Source organism: Pseudidiomarina sp. (genome assembly GCF_048267825.1).
Taxonomy (GTDB): domain Bacteria; phylum Pseudomonadota; class Gammaproteobacteria; order Enterobacterales; family Alteromonadaceae; genus Pseudidiomarina.
The window spans coordinates 106,684-120,518 of the sequence record NZ_JBLWWR010000005.1; the positions used below are offsets into that span (position 1 = coordinate 106,684).

A 13,835-nucleotide genomic window follows, 5' to 3' on the forward strand; every position below is an offset into this window, starting at 1 on the left:
ACCCCTAGAGAGGGATCTCGGGGGTACTCCATCAGCGCAAGGTTAATTTATAAACGTAGCGCGTATACTGCATGCATCACATATCGATTTTGATCTGCATCAGGAAAACGTTATGACGAACATGACCTCACACATTCATTGTCAAAATTGCAGCATGGCAACGCTGTGTTTGCCATATCAACTCGACCAAGAGGGTATGGCGCGCTTAGATACAATTATTCAGCGTCACAAACCGCTGCAAAAGCGCGATATATTAGTTAACGCCGGTGCGCCATTAAAGTTTTTATATGCTGTACGCAGCGGTTCACTGAAGTCATACACCATTGATGATAATGGTGTTGAACAAATCATCGATTTTCACCTTCCTGGCGACTTGATTGGCTTTGACGCGTTAGCGAATAGCGAGCATCGCAGCTACACGCAAGCACTTGAAACAGCGATGTTGTGTGAAATACCAATTAACGCATTGGATGATCTGGCTGAGCAAATGCCCGGCCTACGTCGGCAAATGTGGCGCTTGATGAGTGGCGAAATATTTTCCAGCAAACAACTGCTGGGCACTCTCAATAATCGTTCTGCACAACAACGCCTTGCGCAATTCCTCGTTACTTTAGCTGACCGCTTCAAGGAACGTGGCTTATCAAACCGTTCGTACCGTTTAACCATGACCCGTGCCGATATTGGCAATTATTTGGGGCTCTCGGTTGAAACAATCAGTCGCATTTTGTCGGCACTGCAGGTTGAGGGTGTCATTGAAGTACAAAACAAGCTCGTTAACGTACTTGAACCAAACCGTCTGCGCGAGCTGGCTCAATAATTGAGCCAGCTTTTTGAACACTCCAACTTTACTGACAACCGCCACAGCAATGGCCGTTACCATGACCTTTACTGGCTTGTTCTGGCTGTTTAAACAATACGGCGTTTTCTAACGCGATATGCTGGTGCAAGTCACTGACAAATTCGTTAATTCCTTCATACAACATAATCCAACTGCCGCAAGCGCCACGTGGCGCGTTACCTTGATTGGTCAGGTCCAGTAACCGCGCAACCATTTGCTCATGCTGATCGTGCTCTTCTTCCATGACCGCTATTGGGCCTTTTGGAAAAATATCACCCGCCAACATTGGGAAAAGAATTTGTTCTTCTTTCATCATGTGGCTTTCTAATTCTTGATACATCGCCTGTAAATGCTCGGCCAATCCAGCTGGGCATTCGTCATGATCGTTGTGCACGTCTTCAATTTTACGGGCAAGATTGATGAGGTTTGGCAATTGGGCACGGTGTTTTTCATGAAAATGTTCAATCACGAATTCGGTCAGTGCTTTCTTTGGCATTGCCTGATAAACGGCTAAGGCTTCATTGTGAATAGTGTGGGTGGTCATGGTCACTCTCCTAAAATGGGTGATATAAATTGCTGAACACCTCGTAACTACTGCAAATTAGATGCCAAAACTACCCACTTTGATTTATATCGGGTTTTTAGCCGAGATGGTAAATTAAACCCATATTTAATCGGGTCATTAGGCCCTAAAGGGTTGTTTATACCATGCAAGATGTCACGTTACTCGAAACGCTTATTGCTGATTTGGTAACCGATTTACCGGCTGTAATTCGGCTGGAAAAATTGGTTAAAGCACTACGAGCCCATTTTAACTGTGGTGCTGTGGTTATCTTGAAACACGATCAAGACATGCTACGACCCATTGCGAGCATCGGGCTACGACGCGAAGCTTTGGGCCGGCGATTCTTAGTACAGCAACACCCGCGCTTGGCACGCATTTTAAGCAATCGCGAAACTGTTCGTTTCGAACCGGACAGTGCGCTTCCCGACCCTTATGATGGCCTTATTGAAGATAGCCCGGACGGCCACCTTGCCGTGCACGACTGCATGGGAATTAGTTTACACATTGAGGGCAAAATATGGGGCGTGCTAACACTGGATGCCCTAGAACCAGGTACCTTTGATGCGCAAACCATGCAAGCTTTGCAACGGGCAAGCTTACTCGTTGAAGCGGCGATTCGTATGGGCTTAATCGAGCAGAACATTCGTGCGCTCCGCAACAACCGTCGCGATAGCGAGTATTCACTAACCAGTAATGGTACCGACAGTCAGGATATTATCGGTCATAGCGCGGCGCTGATAGCCGTACTGCAAGAACTAGACGTTGTGGCCGGCTCCGATCTGCCCGTTTTATTACTCGGCGAAACGGGTGTTGGTAAAGAGCTTTTCGCACGCCAGCTGCACCGTTTGTCGCCGCGTAGCAATAAGCCTATGGTGTACGTGAATTGCGCCGCGTTGCCTGAAACACTCGCCGAAAGCGAACTGTTTGGGCACACCCGAGGCGCGTATTCTGGTGCTACCGGTGAGCGCGCGGGAAGGTTTGACAGCGCCGATGGTGGCACTATTTTCCTTGATGAGGTTGGCGAGCTGCCGTTATCGATTCAAGCGAAACTGTTGCGCGTATTACAGAACGGCGAAATTCAGCGACTCGGCAGTGATAAATCACACACTGTAAATGTTCGTATTGTCGCCGCGACCAACCGCGATTTGAAACAACAAATAAAGTCTGGTGATTTCCGCGCTGATTTATATCACCGCTTGTCCGTTTATCCGTTACCGATTCCGCCGCTGCGTGACCGGCAAGATGATATTGCCGTGTTGGCCGGGCACTTCCTGGAGCTTAATCGGGCTCGTCTTGGTGTGCGGGCATTGCGTTTGTCAGCCGCAGCCGAACAAGCCCTGCATCGGTATGACTGGCCGGGTAACGTCCGCGAACTCGAGCACACCATCAGTCGCGCTGCCATAAAAGCACTAAGCTTAGGCGCTCGGCGGGATGATATCGTCAGCATTGATGCCGAATTGCTCGACTTACCAAACGCGGTGATCCAGACCGTTTCAACGCAAGACTTACCCTTACCACGCGTGACAGGTTCACTTGCGGCCGGTTCGCTGAACCTGAAAAACGCCATTCAAACGGTGCAACGTGAACTCATTCAACAAGCACTTGAGCAAACAGACTATAAATGGACGCAAGCAGCTCGTATACTGGACCTTGATCCGAGTAACTTGCATAAACTTGCAGGGCGCTTAGGGCTCAAGTAAATATCTCCACTGTTGGCATAACTTGCAAGCGAGCTGAATCTGGCATGACTGTATTCCTGCGCATCATTTTATGGCGGACTATCGCTGTTTTATCATTGCTGCTGGGCGTTATCGGGCTGCTGTTGCCGATAATGCCCACTGTACCTTTTTTGCTGGCAGCAGCTTGGGCTGGCGGCAAAGGCTGGCCTGTAGTGGAGCAAAAACTACTGGAACATCCCAAATACGGCCCTCAGATTATCGCCTGGCGTAAATATGGTGTGGTGAAGCGGCAACCCAAAGTGATTGCCAGTATTATGATGACCGGTAGCGCCATCATGCTGACGTTCAGCCCCGTTCACATCGCCTTTAAATTTGGCATTATTGGCATTATGGCAACGGTTGCGGTATGGCTGTGGCTGCGCCCAGAAGCTGCACCCACGAAGCCACCTGCTAGCCAATTTAACGATTAACCTGGGCGTCCGTCTGGTCGTGGGGTAATCAAAATTGGCAAGTACACAACCACGTAAATCAAATACGCAAGAATCCACGCGGCAGCGCTAAACATAAACCATGACATGCTAAGTTCTGGCGCCAGCCAGGTTAATAGAACCCGCGAAAGTGCCGCAACGGCCACCAACAAAAACGCCAATGACATAATCGCTTTCGGCTGCAATGGTCGGCCGCTGTGCCCTAACGAAACTCGGGCAATCATGGCCAAAATCATATTGCCCATAGCACCAGCGGTTAGCGCATGCAGCGCAATCGAGTTGCTGATATTGAAACCCAACTCACGCAGCGCGAACAGCGCTAAACCCAATGGAATAAACCAATACGCGATATGCAACGACCACAGGAGCGGAACCCGCAGCGTTATCCAGATGCGCCAGCGCAAACAACGAACACCCAAAGCAACCGCACTGATCGCGTAAATTGCAGCCATAACCACATCAGGTAATTGCGCACTGAACAATGTGATATTCAAAATGAAAACTAACCACAGGCTGCCGAGGCCAATTCGGTCGAGCCATACGATAGGCTCAGCTTTGGTGGTCATGGTGCCATTGGCGGTAAACATTGGAATAACGCGGCCACCAACAATTGCCATCAACAACGCCACCAGCCAAACGGCATTCTGACTACCGAGCTGTTGTATGTCGAAACGCTCGCTCACCAAACCGTAGTGCATCAGGGCATTACAAAATGTGAGTAAAAATAACACTGGCACGAAAAACAGATTGCGCTGTTGTTTTACTTTTATCAATGGCACCGCCAGTAAAATGGCAGACAGCGGCAGAAACAGCAAATCAACGCCGGCCACCAGCCAAACCGGTAAGTTGGCCCCAAACAGAAATGCCAAACGCCCCAATAACCACACTGTAGTAAGAATACCCAACGCGCGACCATGGGTGGCGCGCATACCGGTCCAGTTCTGCACCGCAGTTAGTAAGAAGCCCACCACGATGGCAGCCACAAAGCCGAAAATCATTTCGTGGGCATGCCAGACCAACACATTGCCGTACACGGGCAGCGAAATAGTCCCCGCTAGTGCCAAAATCCACAGCAGCATGGCAATGGCACTAAAACTGGCGCCGAGTAAAAACATGGGACGAAACGCTTGGCGCAATAACGGCCACATTTTTTGTTCAACCTGAAGATCGGTAATTTGTAGCATGATGAATCCTTTTTAGTCGAGCTGTTGAACCAAACCAGCTAGTGCCAGCCAATAGCCGTTACTATCGTTCTGTTCGAGTTTTTGTGGTTGATTGCCCGTGGTATTCGCTCGGAATTTTTCCAACCAATCAAAGGTTCCGGTCAATTGCGGGCTTAGTCGCACAACGTCAACCAGCCCTGCCATATTTGGTAATTGATTAATCAGGTTGTAGCGGCTTCCCGACTGGGTTTGAATGCCGTTCAAGATAAACACCTGTTGTCCCTCTTGGCTCGCCACCGGCCGCCCTTCGGGATAATTGATACACACCAGTTCACATTGATCTTTGGGGCGATTTTCAGAGCGCGCGGTAAAGCACCGCCCGGACCAAGCCAACGGCATATGGCCCAAGGCAAATACTTCCACTTCAAGGCAATCGCGCACGTCGTGCACCATGGGCTGCTGCAGTAACTTTGCGAGCCACTCACGCGACAGCTCAACTGGCATCACCCAGCGGCTCATACCCAAACTCATTAGTTTTCGCAGTGTATGGTGGTTGTAGCAGTTAATTGCAGGCCCTGCAACGAAGGGTAATTTTTGCTCCTGCAAATACGGAATCGCGCCCACGTCATTGGCTTCGACCAGAAAATCGCCATTGTCACAATATTTGCGCAGCTCACGTAATTCAGATGGCGCCTCTAACAACGTCATGGTCGAAAGGCACACCTGCTTACCGGCTTCACGCAGCATATGAGCTATCGCCATATAATCTTCAAATTTTAGTTCACGGCGTTTGCTGCAAACCGTTTCGCCGAGGTAAACAATATCAACCGCTGAGTCGGCGGCTTGTTTATAGAAGTTTTCGACCACTTGTTTCGGCCAAAAATATTGAATTGCTCCAAGTGAAAATTTCATAGTTACTTCCATTTCCGATGGTAGGCACCTAAGGTTGTTTGACTGCCTTCTGAAAGCCCAGCTAGCACGTGGTCCCATTGCTGCTGAACTGTAAATTGCTCGCTATCGGCCATGACTGCGTCGATAGCCTGACGCCACACTTGGGTTATCTGTGCAACATACGCAGGGCTGCGTTGCCGCCCTTCAATTTTCAGCGAGGCAATTCCCTCTTTGTAAAGCTCAGGGAGCAAACTCAAGGTATTCAAACTGGTGGGTTCTTCTAACGCATGATAGGTATCGTCACCAACTTTGAAACGCCCCTTGCAAAGGGTTGGATAGCCAGCGGTTTCATTGGGCGCGAACCGATCAATTAGAATGTTATTTAGGCGTGACTCTAACGTGCCGTCGTCGGCTTCGTCCCAACGTACGTATTTTGCTGGCGAACAGGCGCCCGCAGTATTTGGTGATTCACCCGTCATATACGAACTTAAATAGCAGCGCCCCTCCGCCATAATGCATAGGCTACCGAACGCAAACACCTCCAGTTGCATGTCGCTGGTGCGGGCAATGGCCCGCACCTGATTCATCGACAATACGCGCGGCAACACCACACGGCTTACGCCAAATTGTTTGTAAAACTCGATGGCCGCGGCATTGGTTGCTGACGCTTGTACGGACAAGTGCAACTCAACTTTTGGATAACGTTCAGCGGCATAAGCTAAAACCGCCATGTCGGCTAAAATCAGCACATCAGCACCCGCTTTAACTGCCATATCGACCGCCCTGCGCCAGGTTTCAAAGGTATCAACATGGGCAAAGGTATTTATCGCAACGTGCAATTTTTTACCATGCTGGTGCACATAACGTGCAGCCTCGGTTAAACCGGCTTGATCAAGATTTAAGCCCGCGAAATGGCGCGCGTTGGTTTCATCCTTTAAGCCCACGTACACGGCGTCAGCACCATGTTCAATAGCTGCTTTGAGGGCTGGCATACTGCCAGCAGGGCACAGAAGTTCCATAATTATTGATCCCGTCGATAAACATGCATTCGTAATGAGTATTATAATGAGTTGAAAAATTTACGGGACATTTCTGGACGGCAACTTATGGTTATCCCCAAAGTAGTAGATTACTGGTCACACGTTATTTCAGGGTTACATCGAATCAGCGTAGTGGTCCCTAAACCCATTTCAGAACAAATACTTAGCAGTATGCTGAATCACGTTCTTGAGCCCGAATTACGTGCACATAAATTAGATTTTCTACAGCAACAATGGGTGCGTATTGAAGTGCCTGACCTTGACTTGATGTTTTCGGTAACCGTGGTCAACGGAGCTAGCCGCGCGCGCTTGCGGGCGTCCATGCAACCGCAGCCAGCCAGTGTCACCATGCGCGGTAATTGTGCCTCGCTGCTACTTATGGTGAGCGGTCAGGTGGACCCTGACACCCTGTTTTTCCGCCGCAAGTTACTGATAAAGGGCGATACTGAGTTGGGTCTCGAAGTAAAGAACCTTCTTGATACCATTGAACTGGAAGGGCGTTTACCGGCACCGATCTATCGCGCCACCCAACAAACGGCGGCACTGATTTTGGCGAAACCTGAATTGCGCTAGGCGGTGTGATCAGCCACCAATTGCCTCGCTCTTATACCCCTTCAGGTGTATCAATTTTCTGATCTGCATCATATAAACTGCGCTTAGAAATTCACAGGTAAGGGGTTTTTCCTCGGGGTGTCAGCATGACCAATAACGCAAACCAGATTGTTTGGAGCCAAGCGCTCATCGACAAGTACAACATCAATGGACCTCGCTACACGTCGTATCCGACAGCGTTGGCACTGCACAATAAGTTTCCATTGAGTGCCATGGAGCAAACGCTCGCAAACGCCCCAGACGAACTGAGCTTATACATTCACTTACCGTTCTGCATTAAGCTTTGCTATTACTGTGGTTGCAATAAAGTCATCACCCGCCACCAGCACAAAGCCGACATTTATTTAGATTACTTAGCCAAAGAGATGGCCATGTACAAAGCGCTATTGGGCAACCGTAAATTTGAGTCGGTGCACATGGGCGGCGGTACACCAACATTCTTGAGTGAAACGCAGTTATCGCGTTTGATGGATTTATTGCACGAACATTTTAGTTTCACGGATAACACGGAATGGTCTATCGAAATTGACCCACGTAGTTGCAGTGATGATAAATTACGTCACTTGCGCAAGCTCGGTTTTGACCGCGTGAGTTATGGTGTGCAGGACTTCGACGCCAAAGTACAGATTGCGATCAACCGGGTGCAGGACACCGACATGATCAAGCATCAAATTGCCTTAAGCAAAGCGCTTGGTTTTCGCTCAATCAACCTCGACTTGATTTACGGCTTGCCGTATCAGCGTCCAGAAACATTTGCGGCTTCGATTGATCAGGTCATTGAATTAAACCCTGACCGTGTGTCGCTGTTTAGCTATGCCCATTTGCCATCGCGTTTTGCCGGGCAGCGTAAAATTGATGAGTCAAGCTTACCTACAGCGCCGATTAAACTTGAATTACTGCAGTTAGGCATTACCAAGTTTACTGCGGCTGGCTATCAGTTTATTGGTATGGACCACTTTGCTAAAACTGACGATACCTTGGCGCAAGCCCAGCAACGCGGTGAGTTACAACGTAACTTCCAAGGCTACACCACTTCCGGTCAAGATGCTTTGTTGGGTATTGGCGCATCATCAATTAGCCAAATTAACGGGGTGCTGTGGCAAAACGTGAAAGAGTTGCCTTCTTATTACAAAGCAATCAATAGCGACACCCTGCCGATTGTGAAAGGCTTTGAATTGAATGCTGATGATAAATTGCGTGCGGCGTTAATTTCGCAAGTAATCTGTCATTTCGATTTAGATATTCAAGAATTTGCCAACCGTTGGACCATTGAGAATTTTTGGGACTACTTTGCTGATGCCAAACGCAAGCTGGAACCATTTATAGAAGATGGTCTGGTTGAGCTTGATGCCAATCAATTGCGCGTCACGACCCTTGGTCGGCTTTGGGTGCGCAGTATCTGTGCCTGCTTTGATGCTTATCTTGACGACTCAGCCACTGCACCGCGTTACTCCAAAGTGGTGTAACGCGGCGCCAGCAATCTTAACTTGCTTGCTTGAGCGCATTGGCTTGCGCTCGAGCACCAGCAATACTGGTGTCGTGTTGCTTGCGATGATAATGCCGCGCAGCATGCTCTTGGCGACGCCCAGAGCTAAACGCTGACACCCGCTTCAAATAACCAATCACCCGCGTACCGTAGTCAATATCGGTAGAGCCACATGCTGAGCACTCGCAAAGCGTGCGCTTATCAATTTGTTCGCAGGCGTTGCAAATGGTGATTTTTACGTTAATGCAGAAATAATTGCAGCCGGTGGTTGCAGCAATATTGAGCATCGATAAGTAGCCGTCGGTTGTTAGCTTTTCATCTAAATTCAAATGCAATGCTGAGCCACCATCGAGAAACTCAATGAGCTCGTCGCCGTGCATGATGAACTTGTCCAGCGAGTTGGTCGCATCATCTTCCACCACATAGAAATACGAGTTATAGCAGTCGCGTGGCACAAAATAGCCGTCTTCACGATCCCACTTCGCATTTTTAACACCGAGGTTTTCTGCGGGGACAAATTCAGTGTTAAACATGTAACCATATTCTTGTTTCGCACGTTTGTTGGCGTCATAAATGACTTTTAAATGCCGTTGCACAAACTCGATATAGTCGCGATTGTTGCTGGCAACCAAACCTTGCGACTCGGCAGCTTCAACCATGCCATTAATACCAATCGTCAAAAACTGTTTATCCAGTGAGATAAACCCAGCATCGTAAACGGTGAGCAGCCCCGCGGCTTTGTAGTCTTCCATAATCTTCCGGTAAGCCACTTGGTACTTCTGGATTTTCTCAATTTCTGTTTCCAGATCACGACCATCCTGAACCAGTCGATTCATATTAATGGTAATGACGTTGATTGACCCGGTCGCCACACCACCCGCGCCAAGCGTGTAGGAAAACGTATTATCACTAATCTCACTGCGCAGGCGGCAACAGGAAGCCAGTGAGTCGGCATTTGGTGACAGGTAAACAAAGAATGAGTTGCCATCAGCAAGTTCGTGCGCAATATGACGTGCAAATTCCTGGTCCTTACATTGTCCTTTGTCAGTCAGCATCGCCACCGTTACCACTGGAAACGTTAAAATGGTTTTCTTGCGCTCTTCGTTAAACCAATGCAAGAAGAAGTCTTGCAGTTTACTAACTGACGCCCAGCTGCCCTTACTAAAGTCGGGGAACACAAAGTCACCGAACATGCTTTCAAAGTAATGCTGGTCATATACTGAGATATTCCAAAATACACTTTGGTAACCACGCGCAGCGGCAGGTTGATTTAACGCATAGACGACATGTTGTAGGTGGTTTGCAATCTCATGGGGGTGGGTTTCAAGGTAATTATCACCATAATCACGGCGTGCAAAATGATCAAAATACGCAAGAAACTCTACCGTAGCCACCGCGCCAGCAAACTGTGAGCTTACCGCAAATACAAAATTCACAAAGGTGCCACAGAAGCTTTCTAAATGCTTAGGCGCTTTCGACTCGCCACCAAGCTTGGTTAAGCCGTCACGCAAAAATGGGTACATGGTTACCGACACGCAATACGGTTTTAAGCTGGTTTCGTCATGCACATAAATTTCGTGGTCTTCAATTTGGCGAATGTACTCTTGCCCTAATTCGGGGCCAAATAACTCACTGATTTTGGTGCTGACTTGCTTCCGGTTAACCTGCACAAAAAAGTCCTTCATTAACTCAGCCTCTAGGGTCGCAATGTTCTTTTGGGTAACATTTGCATTGGCGTCCATCTTCGAGCCATCCGCGGCATTTTGCGCCGATAAATAGTGTTTGATGAAATCCATCTTTGCGTCAACTTGTTCTGGGTTTAAGCGCAACATGGCTACTCTCCTTATTTATAGTTTTAATGGTCCGGTTAGCTTGCAAGGAACCGGCAGTTCAGCAGTCGCTGAGTGCGTAAGTCATAAAACTTCTGATTTGTAGTAGGGCTATCAAGGCCCCCCAAACTGGCCACCCATGGCCCTGTCTTGAGGTAGGTCAAATGGTGTTTAATACGCAGCGACACATCGTCATAACCGGTGTATAAACAGGTTTGTAATCCCGCTTGTTGTGCTTGCTGCAGTCGTTCAATTAGGGCTTCCGGCTGCCATTCGCCGCCTAGAAAAAGCACGCAAGTAATTAAATTGCGATATTGAGCCAAGCGCGCTGCAAAGTATTCGGAAGTCAGTTGCTCGCCGCTACCGACCGGCCAGCTGTCGACACTGTGGCAACCTTTACACCCAACCGGACATCCGGTAATGGTGTACGCAAGAGAGACCTCTCCAGGCACCTCCTGAAAAACCACTTGTTCAGCGCTGTATCGCAGCATAATAAACCTATATCTTGTGTGCTTATTTGTTAACATGTCTATATGTTGTGTTTCTTCCTATCAAGCATAGACGCGGCGCACTTTACTGCATTGATTTAGATCAATAAAAACTACCCCCAATGGGTATACCCCATAGATTCCTTTCAGTTACCTCTTTAGCTCAATTTCTAACGGTGCCAGCCCGTGCGATTCTATACGCGGGTAATTTCTACCAAGGCGGTTTAAATGACTGCGCAAGAGCTGGGTTGATTTAACCCACAAAGATTAAATTTTCGTGCTATTTCAGCCAAATACAAAGTGGCACGGAGCTTGCTATAAGGATCAAAGTGCGCGCTAGTCACATCTGACCCAGTGCAAACTTGATTAAAGGGAGAATCAACAATGCAACAACATCAACAGCCGGAGGTGCCAAATGGCCGGTTATAAAAAATTATGGTGGATACTGATAGCCATTTTGGCCATCACCTTTGGTGTCCTGGGATACTTCGGTAAAGAAGTTTACCGTGTCGCTCCGCCGATTCCTGATCAAGTCATGACCGAATCAGGTCACGTTTTGATGACGGAAGAGTCGATTCTTGACGGGCAAACCGCCTGGCAATCAGTCGGTGGCATGCAATTAGGCTCTATCTGGGGGCATGGCGCATACCAAGCACCTGACTGGACGGCCGATTGGTTGCACCGCGAATTAGTGGCTTGGTTAGAAATAACCGCCCAGAAAACTTATGGACAAAGCTATGCAAGCCTAACCGCAGCACAACAAAACTCGCTGCAGTTCGAGCTGAAACAGGCTTACCGTCATCCAGCTTATGACGCCGCAACGGATACCTTGGTTGTTGGTGATGTGCGTGCACAAGCTATTGCGGAAACTGCGGATTACTACAAACGTCTTTTCAGTGACGACTTGTCGTTAAAAAGCACGCGCGAAAACTATGCAATGAAAGAAAACACATTGCCAAGCTTAGAACGCCGCGAAGTTATGACCCAGTTCTTTTTCTGGACTGCATGGTCAGCCGCAACCGAGCGTCCTGATAGCGATGTAACGTATACCAACAACTGGCCACATGAGCCGTTGATTGACAACAAGCCGAGTGCCGAAAATTTAATTTGGTCCTTAGTGTCAATCATTCTGCTTATTGCCGGTGTCGGTGGCTTGATTTGGGCTTGGGCCTTCTTACGTGATCATGACGAAGAAGAAACGGAAGCGCCGAAAAAAGATCCAATCAGCTTGGTAAATCTAACCCCTTCACAAAAAGCACTGGGTAAATACCTGTTCTTGGTCATGGCGTTATTTATCGTACAAATATTCTTAGGTGGCTTTACTGCGCACTACACGGTTGAAGGCCAAGAATTCTATGGCATTAACGTGTCGCAGTGGTTCCCCTATTCATTAGTACGCACCTGGCACATACAGGCGGCGCTCTTCTGGATTGCAACCGGCTTCTTAGCGGCGGGATTATTCTTAGCACCGATTATTAACGGTGGTAAAGACCCGAAATTCCAAAAGCTTGGGGTTGATATCCTGTTCTGGGCTCTTGTTGTGGTTGTTGCCGGTTCGTTTATTGGTAACTACTTGGCCATTGCGCAAATCATGCCTGAGCACCTCAGTTTCTGGCTGGGTCACCAAGGCTATGAATACGTCGATTTAGGGCGTTTGTGGCAAATTGGTAAGTTCCTTGGCATCGTATTCTGGCTTGGTTTGATGTTACGCGGCGTTGTTGGCGCGTTCAAACAGCCTGGCGACAAGAACTTGTTAGCGCTACTAACCGCTTCTGTGGTTGCGATTGGCTTGTTCTACGGTGCTGGCTTCTTCTACGGCGAACGTACTCACTTATCCGTGATGGAATACTGGCGCTGGTGGATCGTTCACCTGTGGGTTGAAGGCTTTTTTGAAGTGTTTGCAACTGCAGCGTTAGCGTTCATCTTTAATAGCATGGGCCTTGTGTCTCGCCGTATGGCAACTGCTGCCGCATTGGCCTCAGCGTCACTGTTCATGTTAGGCGGCGTACCGGGTACCTTCCACCACTTGTACTTCTCAGGTACTACAACACCAATCATGGCTGTTGGGGCAACGTTCTCTGCGCTTGAAGTGGTGCCATTGGTGGTACTGGGTTATGAAGCATGGGAAAACTGGAGCTTGCAACGTCGCGCCGAGTGGATGCAACGTATTAAGTGGCCACTACTGTGCTTTGTTGCTGTGGCATTCTGGAACTTCTTAGGTGCTGGCGTGTTGGGCTTCATGATCAACCCACCCATTGCGCTGTATTACATCCAAGGCTTGAATACCACACCAACCCACGCTCACGCGGCATTGTTTGGGGTGTATGGCTTCTTAGCAATCGGTTTCGTACTGTTAATCTTGCGCTACATTCGTCCGAACTTCGCGTTTAACGACAAGATTATGAAAACTGGTTTCTGGTGGTTGAATATCGGCTTGTGCTTGATGTTATTCACGAGCTTGTTACCTATTGGTTTCATCCAGTTCTACGCCTCGGCTACTGAAGGCTTGTGGTACGCACGTAGTGAAGCATTTATGCAGCAACCATTACTGCAAAGCTTGCGCTGGATTCGTACTATCGGTGACGTTGTGTTCATCATTGGCGGACTCGCTGTTGCCTATCAGGTTGTTATTGGCCTGTTTGGCAAACAGCAAGAAGCTGAAATTGACGCTACACCGGTAACTGTAAAAAGCTAGGTAGTTTGACGTAACACAATTTGTGTTGTTGACCGTGGTTTGCCACGGCAGTGTTAGCCCG

12 protein-coding genes are annotated in these 13,835 nt (G+C 48.5%); 6 read left to right on the plus strand and 6 right to left on the minus strand.

Annotation, left to right across the window (positions count from 1 at the left end; genetic code table 11):
* Positions 1-112 precede the first annotated feature (112 nt).
* Entirely contained in the window at positions 113-817 is a 705-nt protein-coding gene (fnr, locus tag ACN0UN_RS06180; RefSeq protein WP_417659216.1) for a fumarate/nitrate reduction transcriptional regulator Fnr, read from the plus strand.
* A 28-nt stretch (positions 818-845) separates the two neighbouring features.
* Here the strand turns inward: fnr and ACN0UN_RS06185 are convergent, their stop codons facing one another.
* Positions 846-1,382 carry a hemerythrin domain-containing protein gene (locus ACN0UN_RS06185; RefSeq protein ID WP_417659217.1) on the minus strand — a complete coding sequence of 179 codons (537 nt, stop codon included), beginning with the start codon at positions 1,380-1,382 and terminating at the stop codon, positions 846-848.
* Positions 1,383-1,546: 164 nt separating this feature from the next.
* On the opposite strand from ACN0UN_RS06185, the gene norR reads away from it, so the two are divergent.
* Both norR and ACN0UN_RS06195 read left to right on the plus strand, forming a co-directional pair.
* Positions 1,547-3,103 carry a nitric oxide reductase transcriptional regulator NorR gene (gene norR, locus ACN0UN_RS06190; protein ID WP_417659218.1) on the plus strand — a complete coding sequence of 519 codons (1,557 nt, stop codon included), beginning with the start codon at positions 1,547-1,549 and terminating at the stop codon, positions 3,101-3,103.
* A 44-nt stretch (positions 3,104-3,147) separates the two neighbouring features.
* Complete coding sequence (locus ACN0UN_RS06195) at positions 3,148-3,552, plus strand: YbaN family protein (RefSeq protein ID WP_417659219.1); 405 nt, start codon at positions 3,148-3,150, stop codon at positions 3,550-3,552.
* On the opposite strand, the gene ACN0UN_RS06200 is transcribed toward ACN0UN_RS06195, so the two are convergent.
* Genes ACN0UN_RS06200 through ubiU form a run of 3 tightly spaced genes read right to left on the minus strand, consistent with a single transcriptional unit; the run spans position 3,549 to position 6,643 of the window.
* Positions 3,549-4,754 carry an NnrS family protein gene (locus tag ACN0UN_RS06200; RefSeq protein ID WP_417659220.1) on the minus strand — a complete coding sequence of 402 codons (1,206 nt, stop codon included), beginning with the start codon at positions 4,752-4,754 and terminating at the stop codon, positions 3,549-3,551. The two genes, ACN0UN_RS06195 and ACN0UN_RS06200, sit on opposite strands and share 4 nt — an antisense overlap.
* A 12-nt stretch (positions 4,755-4,766) precedes the next feature.
* Entirely contained in the window at positions 4,767-5,645 is an 879-nt protein-coding gene (locus tag ACN0UN_RS06205) for a U32 family peptidase (RefSeq protein ID WP_417659221.1), read from the minus strand.
* A 2-nt stretch (positions 5,646-5,647) separates the two neighbouring features.
* The gene (gene ubiU, locus ACN0UN_RS06210; protein ID WP_417659222.1) at positions 5,648-6,643 is read right to left on the minus strand and encodes a ubiquinone anaerobic biosynthesis protein UbiU; all 996 of its coding nucleotides are present in this window, start codon (positions 6,641-6,643) and stop codon (positions 5,648-5,650) included.
* Between the two features lie 87 nt (positions 6,644-6,730).
* Here ubiU and ubiT point away from each other — a divergent pair, with 87 nt between their 5' ends.
* Positions 6,731-7,237 carry a ubiquinone anaerobic biosynthesis accessory factor UbiT gene (gene ubiT, locus ACN0UN_RS06215; RefSeq protein WP_417659223.1) on the plus strand — a complete coding sequence of 169 codons (507 nt, stop codon included), beginning with the start codon at positions 6,731-6,733 and terminating at the stop codon, positions 7,235-7,237.
* Positions 7,238-7,362: 125 nt separating this feature from the next.
* Complete coding sequence (hemN, locus tag ACN0UN_RS06220; protein ID WP_417659224.1) at positions 7,363-8,742, plus strand: oxygen-independent coproporphyrinogen III oxidase; 1,380 nt, start codon at positions 7,363-7,365, stop codon at positions 8,740-8,742.
* Between the two features lie 16 nt (positions 8,743-8,758).
* On the opposite strand, the gene nrdD is transcribed toward hemN, so the two are convergent.
* Together nrdD and nrdG are read right to left on the minus strand one after the other, a co-directional pair.
* Positions 8,759-10,594 (minus strand): anaerobic ribonucleoside-triphosphate reductase, encoded by a 1,836-nt coding sequence (gene nrdD, locus ACN0UN_RS06225; protein ID WP_417659225.1) that lies wholly within the window; start codon positions 10,592-10,594, stop codon positions 8,759-8,761.
* Between the two features lie 35 nt (positions 10,595-10,629).
* Entirely contained in the window at positions 10,630-11,082 is a 453-nt protein-coding gene (nrdG, locus tag ACN0UN_RS06230) for an anaerobic ribonucleoside-triphosphate reductase activating protein (protein WP_417659226.1), read from the minus strand.
* Positions 11,083-11,494: 412 nt separating this feature from the next.
* On the opposite strand from nrdG, the gene ACN0UN_RS06235 reads away from it, so the two are divergent.
* The gene (locus ACN0UN_RS06235; RefSeq protein WP_417659227.1) at positions 11,495-13,774 is read left to right on the plus strand and encodes a nitric-oxide reductase large subunit; all 2,280 of its coding nucleotides are present in this window, start codon (positions 11,495-11,497) and stop codon (positions 13,772-13,774) included.
* Positions 13,775-13,835: the final 61 nt, after the last annotated feature.

Bases quoted from the DNA above. Each gene is read 5' to 3' on its own strand.
- fnr (WP_417659216.1), top strand. From the start codon at position 113: ATGACGAACATGACCTCACACATTCATTGTCAAAATTGCAGCATGGCA.
- ACN0UN_RS06185 (WP_417659217.1), bottom strand. From the start codon at position 1,382: ATGACCACCCACACTATTCACAATGAAGCCTTAGCCGTTTATCAGGCA.
- norR (WP_417659218.1), top strand. From the start codon at position 1,547: ATGCAAGATGTCACGTTACTCGAAACGCTTATTGCTGATTTGGTAACC.
- ACN0UN_RS06195 (WP_417659219.1), top strand. From the start codon at position 3,148: ATGACTGTATTCCTGCGCATCATTTTATGGCGGACTATCGCTGTTTTA.
- ACN0UN_RS06200 (WP_417659220.1), bottom strand. From the start codon at position 4,754: ATGCTACAAATTACCGATCTTCAGGTTGAACAAAAAATGTGGCCGTTA.
- ACN0UN_RS06205 (WP_417659221.1), bottom strand. From the start codon at position 5,645: ATGAAATTTTCACTTGGAGCAATTCAATATTTTTGGCCGAAACAAGTG.
- ubiU (WP_417659222.1), bottom strand. From the start codon at position 6,643: ATGGAACTTCTGTGCCCTGCTGGCAGTATGCCAGCCCTCAAAGCAGCT.
- ubiT (WP_417659223.1), top strand. From the start codon at position 6,731: ATGGTTATCCCCAAAGTAGTAGATTACTGGTCACACGTTATTTCAGGG.
- hemN (WP_417659224.1), top strand. From the start codon at position 7,363: ATGACCAATAACGCAAACCAGATTGTTTGGAGCCAAGCGCTCATCGAC.
- nrdD (WP_417659225.1), bottom strand. From the start codon at position 10,594: ATGTTGCGCTTAAACCCAGAACAAGTTGACGCAAAGATGGATTTCATC.
- nrdG (WP_417659226.1), bottom strand. From the start codon at position 11,082: ATGCTGCGATACAGCGCTGAACAAGTGGTTTTTCAGGAGGTGCCTGGA.
- ACN0UN_RS06235 (WP_417659227.1), top strand. From the start codon at position 11,495: ATGGCCGGTTATAAAAAATTATGGTGGATACTGATAGCCATTTTGGCC.